The following is a 15,055-nucleotide window of genomic DNA, read 5'->3' as shown; positions in this document are numbered from 1 at the left end:
TTCCCTCAGTAGGCGAACGCGAGCGAGCGCTCGGCGTCGTCGTCGGAGTCGTCGGACGGCGGCGGGGGCAGCACCTCTTCTTCGGTGGGCGGCCCGGCCTTGGCGTACCGGAGCATCAGCCCGACCTCGATGACCAGCAGGACGCCGTACAGGGCGGTCAGCGAGACGACGGAGATGAGCATCGACGTCGCCGACACCCCGGGCGAGACGCTCGCGGACGTCTTCAGCACGCCGAACACCGACCAGGGCTGCCGGCCGTTCTCGGTGAAGATCCATCCGGCGGAGTTGCCGATGAACGGCAGTGACAGGGCCAGCACGCCCACTCGGTACATCCAGGGCTTGGACGGGAGCCGTCCGCGGCGCATCAGCCACAGTCCGGCGACCGAGAGGAGCGCGGTGAGCATCCCGACGCCGACCATGATCCGGAAGTTCCAGTAGGCGACGGGGACGACCGGCCGGTAGTTCCCGGGCCCGTACCGCGCCTGCTCGGCGGCCTGGACGTCGTTGATCCCCTTGACCTCGCCGTCGAAGGTGCCGGTGGCGAGGAACGACAGCACCCGCGGGACCTTGATCCCGAAGACCTCCTTGTGGCCGTCCGGGGTGCCGAGCGTGAAGACCGAGAACGACGCGGGCTGCTCGGTCTCGTAGAGCGCCTCGGCGGCGGCCATCTTCATCGGCTGCTGCTCGGTCATGACCTTGCCCTGGACGTCCCCGGTGATCGCGACGCCGATGGAGGCGATCGCGGTGACGGCGAGCGCGACCTTCAGCGAGGGCCGGAAGACCTCGATGTTCCTGCGGCGGGCGAGGTGCCAGGCGCTGACGCCGGCCATGAACAGGCCGCCGGTGACGAACGCCGCGGTGATCGTGTGCGGGAACGAGACGAGCTGGGTGGAGTTGGTGAGGACCGCCCAGAAGTCGGTGAGGCGGGCCCGTCCGGTCGCGTGGTCGATCCGGTAGCCGACGGGGTGCTGCATCCACGAGTTGGCGGCGAGGATGAAGTAGGCCGACAGCAGCGTGCCGATGTGGACGAGCCAGATGCAGGCGTTGTGGAGCCTGGCGTTGAGCCGGTCCCAGCCGAAGATCCACAGGCCGAGGAAGGTCGACTCGACGAAGAAGGCGAGGAGGCCCTCGATGGCGAGCGGCGCGCCGAAGATGTCGCCGACGAAGCGGGAGTAGTCGCTCCAGTTCATGCCGAACTGGAACTCCTGCACGATGCCGGTGACGATCCCCATCGCGAAGTTGATCAGGAAAAGCTTCCCCCAGAACTTGGCGGCGCGCAGGTAGTGCGTCTTCCCCGTCCGCAGCCACGCCGTCTCCAGGCCCGCGACCAGCGCGGACAGTCCGATCGTCAGCGGGACGAAGAGGAAGTGGTAGACGGTGGTGATCCCGAACTGCCACCGTGCGATGTCGACCGTGTCCATGGGCGTGCGCCTCTCCGGCTGTCTACTACAAGCTGTAGTACTACGTCCTGTCAGAGATACTACGGCCTGTAGTACTACGAGTGGTCGTAAGATCCCTCACACGGCCGCGGGCGCACGCGCGTCGAGCCCGCGGCCGGTCGGCGGCCGCGGGCTCGACGGGGTCGGATCAGGCGGTGGGGCGGTGGATCACCGGCCGCCGCGGACCGCGTGCGGAACGGTGCAGCCGGCACGCGAGAAGTCCAGGACGCTGCCCGGCGCGATGCACGCGGCGAGCCCGTAGGTCTCCTGCGCGTAGCCGATGTGCGGGCGCACCGTGACGTTGCCCGACTCGTCCACCTCGCACGGGTTGTCGAGCGTGCAGCGCTCGCCGTTCTCGTTGATCGTGTTGTTGATCGCGATCACCTTGCCGGAGGCGGCGTCGATGACCGGGGAGCCGGAGGTGCCGCCGATGACGTCGCACGACGACGTGTAGCGGACCGAGTCCTTCCAGGTCCACTGGTCCTCGCGCAGCCGGTAGGCGAACCCGTCGAGGCTGCACGAGTACATCCTCCGCCAGTAGCCGGACACGACGCGCAGGTCCGTGCCGGCCGCCGGGTGGGCGAGCGACAGCTCCAGCGCGGGCGTGCCGTAGCGCTGCCGGATCGCCGCGTAGCTGGTGTTCAGCCTGTACAGCGTGACGTCGGTGTCGGTCATCGTGGAGTACAGCATCGTCTTCGCGCGCAGGGTGCCGAGCGTCCCCTGGCCGCTGGAGTCCAGCAGCGTGAACGACCGGCTGGACGCCCGGTTCGTGATCACCTGTCCGGCGCTCGGCATGCCGCCCTCGTAGCAGTGCCCGTTGGTGAGCACGAGCGCCGGATCGGTGTCGGCGGCGCCGGGCGTGCGCACGAGGGAGCCGGAGCAGTTGCTGAGGGCGACGATGCCGGTGAAGTCGACGGCCGCCTTGGCGGGAGCGGGGGACGCCGAGGCGGTGGAGACGGAGGCGGTGGTCAGGGTCGCGGTGCCGAGGAACGCGGCGGCGAGCACGCCGAGGAGGCGTCGGTGCATGGCGGGGGTCCTCTCCGTTGAGCGGGCAGCGTGATGCTAACCAGGCCCCCGACGCCCAGGAAGCGCCAATATGTGCCAAAACGTCCGGCCTGTGCGGGAACGCCGCGAATCTGGCACGGAATGCAAAACCGCACCCGCCATCGGCGGCGGTCCCGCCGCGCCGTCAGTAGTGGAAGGCCGTGGTGGCGCGCGCCCCCGCGGCGCCCATGTTGACGATGGACGACGCGCCGGACGGGACCGTCCGGCAGAACGCGCCGCCGTAGCCGTCCGGGAAGACGAACAGGCCCCACACCGCCGTCCAGTCCTCGACCTCGCCGGTCTCCGGGTCCATCACCGGTTCGGCGACCGGGTCGATCCGGCGCTGGACGATGTGGTCACCGCCCAGGCGTCCGGCGACCGTCTCGGCCCACTCGCGGTCGGTCTGGTCCCAGCCGACGTGGATGCCGCGCCCCGACAACTCCCCCACCGGCTTGAGGATCAGGGTCTCGCGTTCGGCGCGCACCTGGTCGGCGAGGTCGCGGGTGAGGGTGCGCGTCCACGGCAGGATGCGGTCGATCAGTGCGTTCTCGTCCGGCGACAGCTCCGCGCGCACCTCGGGATCGGACACCATCGCCAAGCAGCTCTTATAGGAGAACATCGTCTCCGTCAGGGGAGTCCACAGGACGACCTTGCCGTCCTCATGGGCGCGCATCACCGTCTCTACGGGCTTGTCATTGCGCGTGTCCCGGGCCACCTGGTTGATGGTGAAATACCGCAGGATGAGGTCGATCGGACGGCCGTGCAGGTACAGACGTCCGTCCTTCTCCTGTACCTGGTCGACCTCGCCTAGGAGCACCTCTATGCCGTACTGCTTCATCGACTGCTGGAAGGAACGGTAAAGCGACCCGTACGTCGGCATCCCGCCGACGGCCTCCAGGATGGCGACGACGGGCGACTCGTTCTGCGTCGCCTGGACGGCATGGCGCGCGATCGCCACCGGCGTGTCGACGGTCGAGAGCCCGTGCTCCTCGGCGAACGCCGCGAACTCCTTGTGTTCGAGCAGCCTCCGGTTGACCTCGCTGATCTCAATGCCGCCCAGCTCGCTGCCGGTGTTGAACTCCAGCAGCCGGAACGCGGAACCGTCGTCGTACAGGTCGGCGCGCCCGTACAGGATCGGCTCGCCGCCGACCCGGGTCATCAGGGCGGCGCGCCGGTCGTCCGCGCCGATCGCCGCGCAGAACGCGCGCCGGTCACCGCCGAACAGCCGGCCGGGCAGGGACGCCATCATCCCGAACAGGCCGGTCAGGTCGTCGGCCGCCTGCCGCATCCGCGCCTCGGAGGAGAACAGCGGACGCGGCAGCAGGATCGCCCGCCATGCCTCGTCGAACAGGGGCGGGAACTCCGCGTCCGCCATGACGCCGCGCAGGGGACCGGCGGCGCAGGCGTCGAGGTACTTCGCGGTGACGCTCACTCGGTCCCCTCCGCGTCCACGACCAGGTCCTTCTCGATCTTCCGGATGGCCTCGCGGTCGGCCTGGAGCTGCCCGGGGTCCTCGTGGGCGAGGATGATGTAGCCCATCGTCATGCTGGCGAAGATGTCGGTGCTGGCGTGCACGCGGTCGCCGGTGCGCGCCAGGGCCACGGGCGAGTGGTAGCTCGGCAGCTCGCGCGCCTGGTCGTAAATCTCGGCGTTGCGCAGGATCCCCGTCGAGTGCGACATCAGGAACACGGCCATGACGTTGCGGTGCAGCGTGTAGCCGGGCGGCAGCTGCGGACCGCGCCCGCGGACCAGGTCGATCGTCCGCGTCACCTGGCTCTCCCCGGACGCGATGTGCGTGACCGCCGGGTTGCCCGCCCCCGACAGCCGAGCGTTCACCTCCAGCAGCCGCGGCCCGTCCGGCGTCATCATGATCTCGGTGTGCGCGGCCCAGTTGCGCAGCCCGACCGCGTCCAGCGCGGCGAGCCCGTAGTCGATCAGCTCGCCGTAGGCCTCCCGGTCGTAGGGCAGCCACTCGACGCTGTCGTAGACCGCGATGCCCTCCCCGAACGGGACCCGCCGGTACTTGATCATGTCGGTGATCGAGTGCCGGCCCTGGTGGCTGATCGTGTCGATCGCGTACTCGGTGCCGGTCAGCTGCTCCTGGACGAGCACCTCGTCGGCCAGCACGCCGAGCTTGTCGTGCGTGCCGAGCATCGCGTCGAACAGGTCGCGCCAGCCCTCCCCGCCCGGCGCGCGGCTCACCCCGACGGTGCCCGCGCTCGCCGGCGGCTTGATGACGAGGTCTGCCCCGGCGAGGCGCTCCCGCTCGATCCACGCCGCGACCTCCGCCGGGTCGGACGTGCAGACCTGCCGGGGGACGGGCAGCCCCGCGGCGGCGACGGCCTGGTGCATGGCGTACTTGTGGCGCCGGGCGTCCATCAGCGCGGGGTCGTTGGAGAACTCCGGCGCGAGCGCGTCCGTGCAGCGCTGCGCCAGTTCCAGCGCGGCCTCAGCACCGTGGAAGACCGCGACCGGGTCCAGCGCGCCGAGCCGGGCGATCGTCGCGTCGACGTCGCCGTGGTGGTTGATCACCGCGTCGTAGGCGGACGGATCGTAGGCCGACCGCATCGGCGCGAGCGCCGGGCCGTCGTAGTCCATGACGGCGACGGGGCTGAATCCGGCCTCGCGCAGCGCGGGCGCCAGCAGCGCCGACGAGCTGAACGGCTGGACGACGGCGACGACGGGTTCCTTCATGCTCTTCACCTTCATGTCGATTGCTCCGCCGCCTGGTTCGCGGCCATCGCCGGCGCTTCGTCCGGCGCGTCGTCCTGGGCGCGGCGCCGCGGCAGGCCCGTCCCGGCGAGCACGAGGCAGGCCGCGACCAGCCCGAACGCCCCGGTCAGCAGCCAGACGCCGGACCCCCACGCGTGCCACGCGGCGATCCCGATCATGGGTCCGATCGCGTTCCCGACGTGCTGCGGGACGGTCGCCGCCGCGATGTAGCGGGCGCGCAGCGCGGGCGGCGCGACGAGGCCCGGGTAGGCCATCATCGACGGCGCCGCGATGATCTCGCCGGCCGTCCACACCGCGGTGGCGAGGACGAGCACGGTCACCGACGACGGCCCCGCGTAGACGAGCTGGCCGGCGCCGAGCAGCACCATCCCGAGCGCCATCGGCAGCCCGATCGGGAGGCGCTGCGTCCACTTCGACAGCAGTACCTCGAACGCGATCACCAGGAACCCGTTGACCGACAGCAGCGCCGCGTACACCTTCTCGGTGTGGCCGGACCCGGTGACGAACAGCGGCAGCGCGGCGGAGCTCTGGATGTAGGCGATCGCGGTGACGAACAGGCCGAGGACGACGAGCATGAACCGCCGGTCGGCGAACACCTGCCGGTATCCGACGCGCTCCCCCTCGTCGGTCCGCTTGGCCCTTCCCTCCGGCTCCGGGCCCGACCGCAGCGCCGCGTAGGCGATGACGCCGAACGCCAGCGACGTCGCCGCGTCCACGTAGAACAGCGCGCTGTAGGACGCGTAGGCCAGCAGCAGCGCGGCGCCGACCGGGCCGACGGTGGTGCCGATGTTGAACGTCAGCCGCCACACCGAGAACGCGATGACCTGGCGGTCCTTCGGCGTCAGCTCGACGAGCCAGGCCATCGCGGCGGGCCGGTACGCCTGCGCGGTGAGGCCCGCTCCCCCGGCGACGAGCATGGCGGTCCACACGTTCGGGACGTGCACGAGCGCCGCGGTCAGCACGGCGCTCGCGGCCATCGAGCCGATGATGGCGCGCCGGTAGCCGAACCGGTCGGCGGCGGCGCCGCCCACCGCCGACCCGGAGATCCGGCCGATCATCAGCGCGGTCAGCACCGCGCCGCTCTCCCACGCGCTGAACCCCTTGCCGGTCAGGAACAGCACGAGGAACGCGTTGAGGAACGCGGCCAGGTTGATGATCAGATTGCCGAGGAAGAGGATCCGGACCGTCCCGGACATCTCCCGCAGCGTCGCGAGGATCGTCGGGTGCTCCCCGGGGGCCGTGGACGCCGTCATGGCGCCGGCTCCAGCGCTGCGCCCTCGAACGTGAAGTACCGTCCGGCGTCCGGGACGGCGGCGCGCGTCTCGTCGAGGGTCGCCCCGACCGCGATCACGTAGCCGGTGCGGGCCAGGCCGTGCGGGGGGAGCCGGACCCGCGCGCCCGGCTGCGTCCCGACCTCGACCTCGGCGACCGGCGGCCGCATCAGGTCGCGGTGCGCGGTCGCCGACGTGATCTCCATGTCGTACGGGGGATAGGCGAACCGGATCGAGGCGGCCCTGCGCTCCTTGGGGAACGCGACGGCCGGGCGCCGGCCGGCGGCGACGTCGGCGGCGGCGAGCGGCGCGTCGACCCCGGACGTCAGCAGCCCGAGGTAGGGGATCATCCCGCCGCCGAGCCGGACGTTGATCTCGATGACGTGCTTCAGGCCGTCCGGGGTCAGCTTGAACTCGATGTGCGTGCAGCCGTCGGTGAACCCGGCGGCCGCGTGGACGCCGGTGAGCATCTCGTGGAAGTCGTCGTCGAACAGCAGCGGGTCGTTGGCGTCGACGTCGTGGCCGATCTCCTCGAACGCCAGCCGGCCGCTGCCGCCGAGGACCTTGCGGGCCACGATCAGCGGCGTGCACTCCCCCGCGGACAGCACGCACTCGACGGAGATCTCCGGGCCGTCGAGGAACTCCTCCACGATCACGTAGTCGTCGAACTGGCGGATGCCGCCCATCCGCGTCCCGTCGGTGAGCGCGAACGCGGCGTCGAGGCCGTCCGGCCCCTCGACCTTGCTGAGGCCGAGGCTGCCGCCGAGGTTGCGCGGCTTGACGATCAGCGGGTAGCCGATCTCGTCCGCGAACGCGCGGGCGTCCGCGAGCGAGGACACGGCGCGCGACGCGGGCTGCGGGAACCCGGCGTCCGTGAGCGCCCGCCGCGTCGCGGACTTGTCGCGGCACCGCGCCACCGCGCCCGGATCGAGGACGGGGAACCCGAGCGCGGCGCTCAGGTGCGCGGACGTCTCGATGTACACCTCGTCGTAGCAGAACACTCCGGCCACGTCGTGGTCGCGGGCGACCGCGCGCGCCGCGTCGGTGAGCTTGTCCAGGTCGAGGCAGTCGACGACGGTGGATCCGACGATGTAGGGGTCCTCCCAGGAGGACGGGGCCGGGTTCAGCAGCCACAGCCGGTACCGCGCCGACACCGATTCCAGGATGTACCTGCGGTAGACCCAGTAGCTGCTCGCGACCAGGAGGAGGAGCGGGCGCTCGTCGCCCGCGGGCGGGTCATACGACATGCGAACCTTCCGCCGTCAGGAGAGGTAGTCCTCGAGCGCGCCGCGCCGGCGGACGTCGAGGGTGGCGCAGTGGAAGCCGCCGCCGAAGGTGTTGACCGTCCGGAACGGGACGGGGATGGGGGTGAAGCCCTCCTTCTCCAGCAGCCGCAGCAGCTCGGTCTCCTGCGCCTCGACGAAGATCCGGTCGTGGTCGAGCATCAGGGTGTTCATCGCGATCCAGCGGCTGCAGAAGTACATCGTCTGGTCGGCGGGGATGGCGGGCTCGGGGCAGACGAGCACGTCCCAGCCGGCGAACATGGCCGGTAGTTCCGGCACCCGCTCGGGGTTGATCAGTACCTTGCCGGGACGGAGCGGGACGAACGTGGCGTTCATGTGCATCGGGTGGTCGTCGGCGAACGCGACCTCGTGCACCCGGAACTCGCCGCCGAGCAGCCGCCGCACCCACTCGATCCCGAACCGGTTGGTGACGTGGCTGCGCTGGACGAGGATGTCGCGGCCGAACCGCATGAAGTCGCCCGCGTCCACGATCGGCTCGAACTCGGTGATCACGGACGTCGCATTCGGGAACGGGTCGTCGCGGGACGGGGTGTCCGGCTTCGCCGCGGCGTAGCCGGGGTTGTAGGCGGCGTCCGTGAGCTGCGGTTTCGGTGCCGCGACCCAGCGGGCGCCGCGCCGGAAGTAGTCCTTGAAGATCGTCCGGAACGGGTGGGTGGCGAAGTAGTACGACCGCCAGCCCATCGTCGCCTCGACGATCTGGTCGCCGGCGACCAGCGCGACGTCGCGCGGGAACGTGTGCGACGAGCCGCCGGTGGACGTCCAGTCCGCGGTCCCGAACGAGGCGGACTGGTCGACCGGGTCGGGCCGCCGGACCGTCACCCCCTCGCCCTCCAGGATCGACACGAACCCTTCGAGCTCCTCGTGGGCCGCCTCGACCTGCTCGGCGGGGAAGCCGGCACCGCCGTTGCGCTGGTAGAACTCCCACGCCTCCGGCGGCACGGTCGCCTCGATCGCCGGATGCCAGGGCGGGACGGCGGCGCCGTCGATGACGCCGACGATCACCTCTTCCAGCGGGTCCCACTCGTTGTACGAGCCGACCGGCGAGGTGTGCTCAGGCATCGAAGGTCCTCTCAACGGTCCGTACGGTCACGCGGGCCTCGGGCGAGGCCGCCTTCAGGCCGTGCAGCCGGCCGCGCGGCACCAGCAGCACGTCGCCCGTCCCGAGCCGGTGCGGGTTCTGCGTCGCCCAGGCGTGCACGTCGACCTCGCCGGACTCGACCTCGACGAGCCGGTCCGCGTCGTAGACGCCGGTGCTGAACGGGGAGCCGGGACGGAGCGTGCCGGTCACGGCGTCGTCCATGGCGGCGGTCGCGAGCGCGGCGCCCGCCTCGGTGTGCGCGTCGAGCGCGTCCGCCCAGGCGATCTGCGCGCGGAAGTCGGCGTCGCCGAGGCGCAGCAGCAGCTTGGTGTCCTCGATCCCGCGCACCAGCTCGGGGATGACCAGCTCGCCGTGCGCGCGCGCGAGGCCGAGCAGCAGGTTCTCGTAGGTCATCCGCCCGTGGTGGACGTCGATGTGCGCGTGCTCGTCGCAGTACTTGGCGTCCACCCGGTCGCCGTAGACGGCGCGGAGCATCGCGCCGGTGTCGGCGAACCCCTGCGCGAACAGCCACTCCAGGTACGTCACCGCGGCCATGTAGCGGAACATGCCGCGGTGGTCCTCGGTGAGCCAGTTGAAGTAGTTCACCCCGACCAGCGAGCTGGTCAGGTAGAAGTTCCAGTACGCGTGCAGGTCGGTGCGCAGGCCGACGCTCGCCAGCATCTCCTTGAAGATCGTGCTGTGCTTGGCGCCGTAGACCCCGTACCCGAACTCGTCGTTGAAGATCTTGAACAGCTCGGACTGCTCGACCCCGTACGACCCGCCGAGGTTGCGCGCCATCGCCGACGCCTCGGTCAGCGCGTCCAGCGCGAGCTGGATCAGGTGCAGCGCCGCCGCCTCCTCCGGGTGCCGGCACTCGGTGATCGCCTTCATGGTGCCGCTCACCGGGGCCGCCGCGTCCACCGCCGGGTTGCTCCCGGACGCGTCCGCCGGCGCGCCCGCCCCGCCGACCTCGGCGAGGAAGTACGCCTGCAGCTCGTCCAGCGTCCGCACCGGCGGGGCGGGGACGGCGTCGTCGAGGAACGAGAACGCGTACCGCTCCAGCCCGGGCCGGACCCGGTCGCGCAGCGCCCGCACCTCGTCGCCGTAGAACAGGTCGAAGTCGTCCTTCGCGGACGCCAGCCCGGCGGGCGGCAGCAGGATCATGTCGCTCTCGTAGGCGTTGCACAGCACGCGCCCCGCCAGGAGCTGGCCGCTGCCGAGGAACTCCGCCTCCGTCGCCGGGACGGAGAAGTCGTGCTCGCCGAGCGGCCCGATCGGGCGCAGGAACGGGTTGCCGGCGATGAGGACGTCCGGCACCGGCTGGAAGATCCGCTGCGCGCAGTACCGCGCGAGCGCGCTCCCCGTCGTGGTCGCGGTCGCGGTCGTCGTCACCGTCATGACGCCACCTCGAACCGGAGGCACTCGCCGTCGTGCGCGGCGTCCAGCACGACCGGCTCGCCAGGCTGGACGTGCAGCGGCTCGGGCAGGCACTGGATCGCCTGCTTCCAGTGCGAGTCGTGCCCCGGCGCGTTGTCGACGACGATGCCCGGCAGCAGCTCCATCTCGAACCAGAACGCGACCGCGTGCATCCGCCCCGCCGCCGTCGGCGCGATCCGCAGCTCGGTGCGCTGCGGCCGCGCGTCCGCGGTGGCGAAGTCGAACTCGAACACGGTCACCGGTTCCGACAGCATGCGGTGCTCGTGCCGGTGCAGCCGCGAGTCGAAGTACTCCAGCGTGGACAGCCGGTTGAACGGCGCGAGATCGAACCCGTACAGCTTCCCGACATGGTTCTTGCGGTGCAGCGGTTCGCTCTCGATGAGCTGCGCGATGATCCGCCCGCGCGCCGGCAGGATCACCGCGTCGGGGGTCAGCAGGTGCTCGCGGGCGTGCGCGATCGTGCCGAGGATGCCCTCGCCGAGCAGCCCGCAGTCGACGATCTCGGTGACCAGCAGGCCGGCGCGGCGCGGCAGGTCGTCCGGCACCCGCATCCGGGTGGACATCTTCGCGACGACCGAGACCGCGTCGTCGTACCCGGCGCCGCGCACGACCCGGGCCGCCGTCTCGGCGACGGACGGCTGCCCCTCGCACGCGACCACCCGGCGCGCCCCGGCTCGCGCCGCCATCATCGCCAGCAGCCCGGACCCGGCGCCGATGTCCAGGACCAGCGCGTCCGGGTCGGCCGCGACCGCCCGCCGGATCGCCCGGTCGTACAGCTCGGCGCGCTCCTCGTCGTGCAGCATCTCCCAGTGCCAGCGCGGGACGGTGCGGCGGACGGCGCGGTTGCGCCCGATCAGCGCCTCCTCGTTGTCGCTGTCCAGCCCGAGGATCAGCTCGAACGCCCTGGCGGCGTCCTCGAAGCGGCCCTGGTGGTGCAGGTCTCGGCCCCAGTCGAGGAACGCGTCCAGCTTCGGCTCGCCGGGGATGTCGGTGCCGTTCATCCGTGCTCGGCCCCCTCGTCGTGGTGGGTCGGGTCGGGCGGGAGGTTGGCGAGGATCTCCCGGTGGGTCACCGAGACCGGCGCATCGGCGCCGTCCGGGAGCACCACGAGGGCCTCGTCGCCGCTGCGCACCATCGGCAGGCGGCTTCGCCGCACGGCGGCGACGCCGACCTTGGTGCCGTGCCACGGGCAGCTCAGCCGCCGCCCGTCCGGGGTGCGGCGGGCGAGGCTCAGCGGCCCGCCGCGGTGCGGGCAGTGGTCGCGGACGAGCTCGGCCCGTCCGCCGGTGTCCAGGACGAAGTAGCGGTCGTGGCCGACCATCACGGTGTTGTGCCGGCTCAGATCCATCACGATGACGCGTGCCATCGGCTCCTCTTCGGTGTCGGGCGCGGCCGGTGACGGGCGGGGACGGCACAGGGCATGGCGCGGTCAGGCGGCGGCGGTGAGAGAGGGGAGCGGAAGCGGGAGCGACGGAGGTGGGCGGGGGTGCGGCGGGTGAGGCGGGTCAGGCGGGTCAGGCGGGTCAGGCGGGTCAGGCGGGTGAGGCGGGGGTGCGGCGGGTCAGGCGGGTGCGGCGGGTCGGTCGGGTGACACGGGATGCAGCAGGAACGCGGTCTCGGGCGTCGCCGCCCGGACCCCGTAGAGCCGTCCGGCGGGGATCAGCAGGGCGTCGCCGCGCGCCATCCGCTCCGGGGGCCCGGTCGGCGTGGTGAACAGCTCGGCCTCGCCGCGCTCGATCTCCAGCACCATGGCGCCGTCGTGGCAGCGGGTGCCGAACGGGTCGTCCGGCGTGCGGACGGACCGCCGCGGCGGGCCCGCGGCGGTCGCGGCGCCGGCGAGTTCGCGGTGCCGGGGGAGGGTGTCCGACCAGCGGATCTGCTCCGCGGTGTCCGCCTCGAACCAGCCGCCGATCAGCCGGGCCTCGGCGACGCCGCGCAGCAGTTCGGGCACGACCCGCGGGCCGTGCCGCTCGGCGAGCGCCAGCAGGACCTGCTCCCGGGTGATGCGCCCGTGGTGCTCGTCGATGTGTGCGTGCTCGTCGCAGTAATGCAGATCGACGGCGTCGCCGAAAATGTCGCGGAAGACCGCGACCATCTCCACGAATGCGGGCGCGAAAACCGCTTCCGCATAAGTGACGGCTCCGGCGTAGCGAAAGAACTTCGCATGGTCGCGGGACAGGTAGTAGTAATAGTTGTTCGTCGCCAGCGGGCCGGCCAGGTAGAAGTTCCAGTACGCGTGCACATGGTCCGCCATCCCGCGGCTGCGGAGCATTTTGGCGAAGATGGTCGTGTGCTTGGCGTCGTAGACGCCGTACCCGAACTCGTCAATGAAGATCTTGAACAGGGCGGACTGCTCGGGGCCGTAGGCGCCGGCGAGGTTGCGCGACATCGCCGACGCCTCGGTGAGCCCGTCGAGCGCGAGCTGCACGAGGTACAGGTCGGCGGCGCGCGCCCGGTCGCCGGCCGCGGCGACGGCCGCGAGCGCGGGCGACGGCCCGGCGGCGGCCTCGGCCACCATGTGCTGGAAGAAGGCGTCCAGGACCTCGGGGGTGGCGGCGCCGGTCACGTCCACCGCGTCGTCCAGGCAGGCGAACGCGAAACGTTCGAGCGCCGAGACCGATCCTTCCCGAAGGTCTTTCAGCTCCTGCCCGTAGAAGGCGGAGAAATCCTCGTACAGCCCCGCGAGCCCCTGCTCGGGCAGGAGCACCGTCTCCGACTCGTAGAAGGTGCCGAGGAGCCGGTGCGCCGCAAGGGAGCGGTGGGAGGACCACTCGCCGGGGCCGGGCGGCCGGTCGAAGTCGGGCTCGGCCAGCGACTCCGGCACGAGCATCCGGCGGTAGGGGTTCCGGTCGTGCAGCACCTGGGCGTCACCGCGGAAGAGGGGGCTGCCGGCGAAGGCCAGGAGCCGCCGTCCGAGGGTGTCGCCGGCGGCGCTGCCGGCGGACGATTCCTGCGGTTGCACTGTCATTAATTTGTACCGTTCACGTGACTGTTCGTGGGGTCGGGCATGGCTGTGGACGCTCGCCGGCGCCGATTGTGTCGGCCCCTGGGCGAGAACGGTTCGATTTGTTGGCGGGAAGAACAAACGTCGCGCAGTGAATTCGTCCTATCACGGGTGGTGAAAGGCCGAATTTCTCCGGCTGCCGGGCAGATTAACAAGGGCGGACGGGGTGATCAACGATGCGGCGGCAACTTTCCCGACCGGCTGATCATGCCCCGAATCCGGTTTATGGTCGGCAGGTAATCGCGTGCCGGGGCGCACCCTTCGCGGCGCCCCGGACCGGCCCCGCCGCCGAGACACGGGCTCTGACCTGTCTCGTCGCCCGCTCCGCCGCCCCCGCCCCGCCGCGCCGGCCGGATCGAAACGGCGCCCTGACAACACTTGTCCACGACAGTCACCACTTTCCGGGCGGCGTTCGTGGACCATGGCCGTATCCGGCCGACCCGCCCGGGCGGCGGCGCGCGCCTACACTCGCGTGCATGGAGCTGAGCGACGCCGCACGCATGATCCTGACCGAGTCGGCCCCGCACCCGGAGCTGCTCCGGGTCACGCGGCAGGCGCACGACGAGCTCGCCGCCGGACGCCCCGTGCGGCACGCGGAACTGAGCTGGATGCTCCGGGAGGCCGCCCGCAAGAACGTCTACCCGGCCGTCCGGGCCCGGTACGGCGCCGGGGCGTTCGACGAGATGGTCCTCGCCCTCGGCCGCGAGATCGACCGGCAGGCGCCGGTCGCCCGCCGCTAGCCGGCGGGACCCGCGCCCGCCGCCTCAGTGGGCGGCGGAGCGGAACGTGCGGCGGTAGGCGGACGGGGACGTCCGCATCGCGCGGCCGAAATGGTGCCGGAAGGTCACCGGGCTCTCGAACCCGACCGCCGCGCCGATCTCCTCGATCGGCACCGCGCCGTCCTCCAGCAGCGGCAGCGCGGCCATGATCCGCTGGGTGACGACCCAGCGCAGCGGGCTGGTCCCGGTCTGCCGGTTGAAGTGCCGGATGAAGGTGCGCGGCGCGAGGTGCGCCTCCCGCGCCATCCGCGCGACGGTGATCGGCTCGGCGAGGTGGCCGAGCGCCCACCGCATGCTCCGCGCGACCGGGTCGTCCTCGGCGGGCGGGGTGACGGCGGCCTCGACGAACTGCGCCTGCCCGCCCTCCCGGTGCGGCGGGACCACCAGGCGGCGCGCGACGGCGTTGGCGACGCGGGCGCCGTGGTCCTTGCGGACGAGGTGCAGGCACATGTCGAGCCCGGCGGCGCTGCCCGCGCCGGTCAGGACGTCGTCACCGTCCACGTACAGCACGTCCGGGGTCACGCGGACGTCCGGGTAGCGGCGCTGCAGCAGGTCGGCGTACCGCCAGTGGGTGGTGGCGGCGCGCCCGTCGAGGAGGCCGGCGGCGGCGAGCGCGAACGCGCCGGAGCAGATCGACACCACCCGGGCGCCGCGCGCGTGCGCCGCCCGCAGCGCCGCGACGACCTCGGGCGCGGGGTCGCCGCGGACGTCGGGGACGGCGACGACCATCACCGTGTCGGCGGCCGCGAACGCGTCGAGGTCGTGCTCGGCGGCCATCGTGAACCCGCCGACGGCGCGCATCGGGCCGCGTTCCAGGGAGCAGACCCGCAGGTCGTACCAGGGGACGTCGAGTTCGGGGCGGGGCAGGCCGAACACCTCGACGACGGAGCCGAGCTCGAACGGGGCCATGCCGTCGAACGCCAGGACGGAGACGGCGTGCCGGCGGGCGGGGGCGGCGATGTCCAT

The 15,055-nt window shown here is 71.8% G+C and carries 13 protein-coding genes; 1 reads left to right on the top strand and 12 read right to left on the bottom strand.

Annotation, left to right across the window (positions count from 1 at the left end; translation table 11 throughout):
- Positions 1 to 5: 5 nt before the first annotated feature.
- The 11 genes from J4709_RS27055 to J4709_RS53630 form a co-directional block, all read right to left on the bottom strand.
- Complete coding sequence (locus J4709_RS27055) at positions 6 to 1,421, bottom strand: cytochrome ubiquinol oxidase subunit I (protein WP_208244627.1); 1,416 nt, start codon at positions 1,419 to 1,421, stop codon at positions 6 to 8.
- Between the two features lie 186 nt (positions 1,422 to 1,607).
- Positions 1,608 to 2,465 carry a S1 family peptidase gene (locus J4709_RS27050; RefSeq protein WP_208244626.1) on the bottom strand — a complete coding sequence of 286 codons (858 nt, stop codon included), beginning with the start codon at positions 2,463 to 2,465 and terminating at the stop codon, positions 1,608 to 1,610.
- Positions 2,466 to 2,628: 163 nt separating this feature from the next.
- Positions 2,629 to 3,915, bottom strand: a complete 1,287-nt coding sequence (locus J4709_RS27045) for a hypothetical protein (RefSeq protein ID WP_208244625.1) — start codon at positions 3,913 to 3,915, stop codon at positions 2,629 to 2,631.
- Positions 3,912 to 5,177: an ATP-grasp domain-containing protein gene (locus J4709_RS27040; RefSeq protein WP_208244624.1), complete on the bottom strand. Its 1,266-nt coding sequence runs from the start codon at positions 5,175 to 5,177 to the stop codon at positions 3,912 to 3,914. Before J4709_RS27040 ends, J4709_RS27045 begins: the two co-directional genes overlap by 4 nt.
- Before the next feature lie 11 nt (positions 5,178 to 5,188).
- A complete protein-coding gene (locus J4709_RS27035) occupies positions 5,189 to 6,469 on the bottom strand; it encodes an MFS transporter (RefSeq protein ID WP_208244623.1) in 1,281 nt (426 codons plus the stop codon).
- A complete protein-coding gene (locus tag J4709_RS27030; RefSeq protein WP_208244622.1) occupies positions 6,466 to 7,734 on the bottom strand; it encodes an ATP-grasp domain-containing protein in 1,269 nt (422 codons plus the stop codon). The genes J4709_RS27035 and J4709_RS27030 overlap by 4 nt, the downstream gene beginning before the upstream one ends.
- A 15-nt stretch (positions 7,735 to 7,749) precedes the next feature.
- Positions 7,750 to 8,850: a hypothetical protein gene (locus tag J4709_RS27025; protein WP_208244621.1), complete on the bottom strand. Its 1,101-nt coding sequence runs from the start codon at positions 8,848 to 8,850 to the stop codon at positions 7,750 to 7,752.
- Positions 8,843 to 10,267 carry an iron-containing redox enzyme family protein gene (locus J4709_RS27020; protein ID WP_208244620.1) on the bottom strand — a complete coding sequence of 475 codons (1,425 nt, stop codon included), beginning with the start codon at positions 10,265 to 10,267 and terminating at the stop codon, positions 8,843 to 8,845. Before J4709_RS27020 ends, J4709_RS27025 begins: the two co-directional genes overlap by 8 nt.
- Positions 10,264 to 11,307, bottom strand: a complete 1,044-nt coding sequence (locus J4709_RS27015; protein ID WP_208244619.1) for a 50S ribosomal protein L11 methyltransferase — start codon at positions 11,305 to 11,307, stop codon at positions 10,264 to 10,266. Before J4709_RS27015 ends, J4709_RS27020 begins: the two co-directional genes overlap by 4 nt.
- Positions 11,304 to 11,672 (bottom strand): Rieske 2Fe-2S domain-containing protein, encoded by a 369-nt coding sequence (locus tag J4709_RS27010; RefSeq protein ID WP_208244618.1) that lies wholly within the window; start codon positions 11,670 to 11,672, stop codon positions 11,304 to 11,306. Before J4709_RS27010 ends, J4709_RS27015 begins: the two co-directional genes overlap by 4 nt.
- A gap of 195 nt (positions 11,673 to 11,867) precedes the next feature.
- Positions 11,868 to 13,268, bottom strand: a complete 1,401-nt coding sequence (locus tag J4709_RS53630) for an iron-containing redox enzyme family protein (protein WP_208244617.1) — start codon at positions 13,266 to 13,268, stop codon at positions 11,868 to 11,870.
- A gap of 518 nt (positions 13,269 to 13,786) precedes the next feature.
- Between J4709_RS53630 and J4709_RS27000 the strand changes: the two genes are divergently transcribed.
- A complete protein-coding gene (locus J4709_RS27000) occupies positions 13,787 to 14,050 on the top strand; it encodes a hypothetical protein (RefSeq protein ID WP_208244616.1) in 264 nt (87 codons plus the stop codon).
- A 24-nt stretch (positions 14,051 to 14,074) separates the two neighbouring features.
- Here J4709_RS27000 and J4709_RS26995 read toward each other — a convergent pair whose 3' ends face one another.
- Entirely contained in the window at positions 14,075 to 15,055 is a 981-nt protein-coding gene (locus J4709_RS26995; RefSeq protein WP_208244615.1) for a helix-turn-helix domain-containing protein, read from the bottom strand.

Source organism: Actinomadura violacea, assembly GCF_017573465.1.
GTDB lineage: Bacteria > Actinomycetota > Actinomycetes > Streptosporangiales > Streptosporangiaceae > Spirillospora > Spirillospora violacea.
The sequence above is the reverse complement of the archived record's forward strand: the minus strand, read 5'-3'. Positions and strand labels throughout refer to the sequence as shown.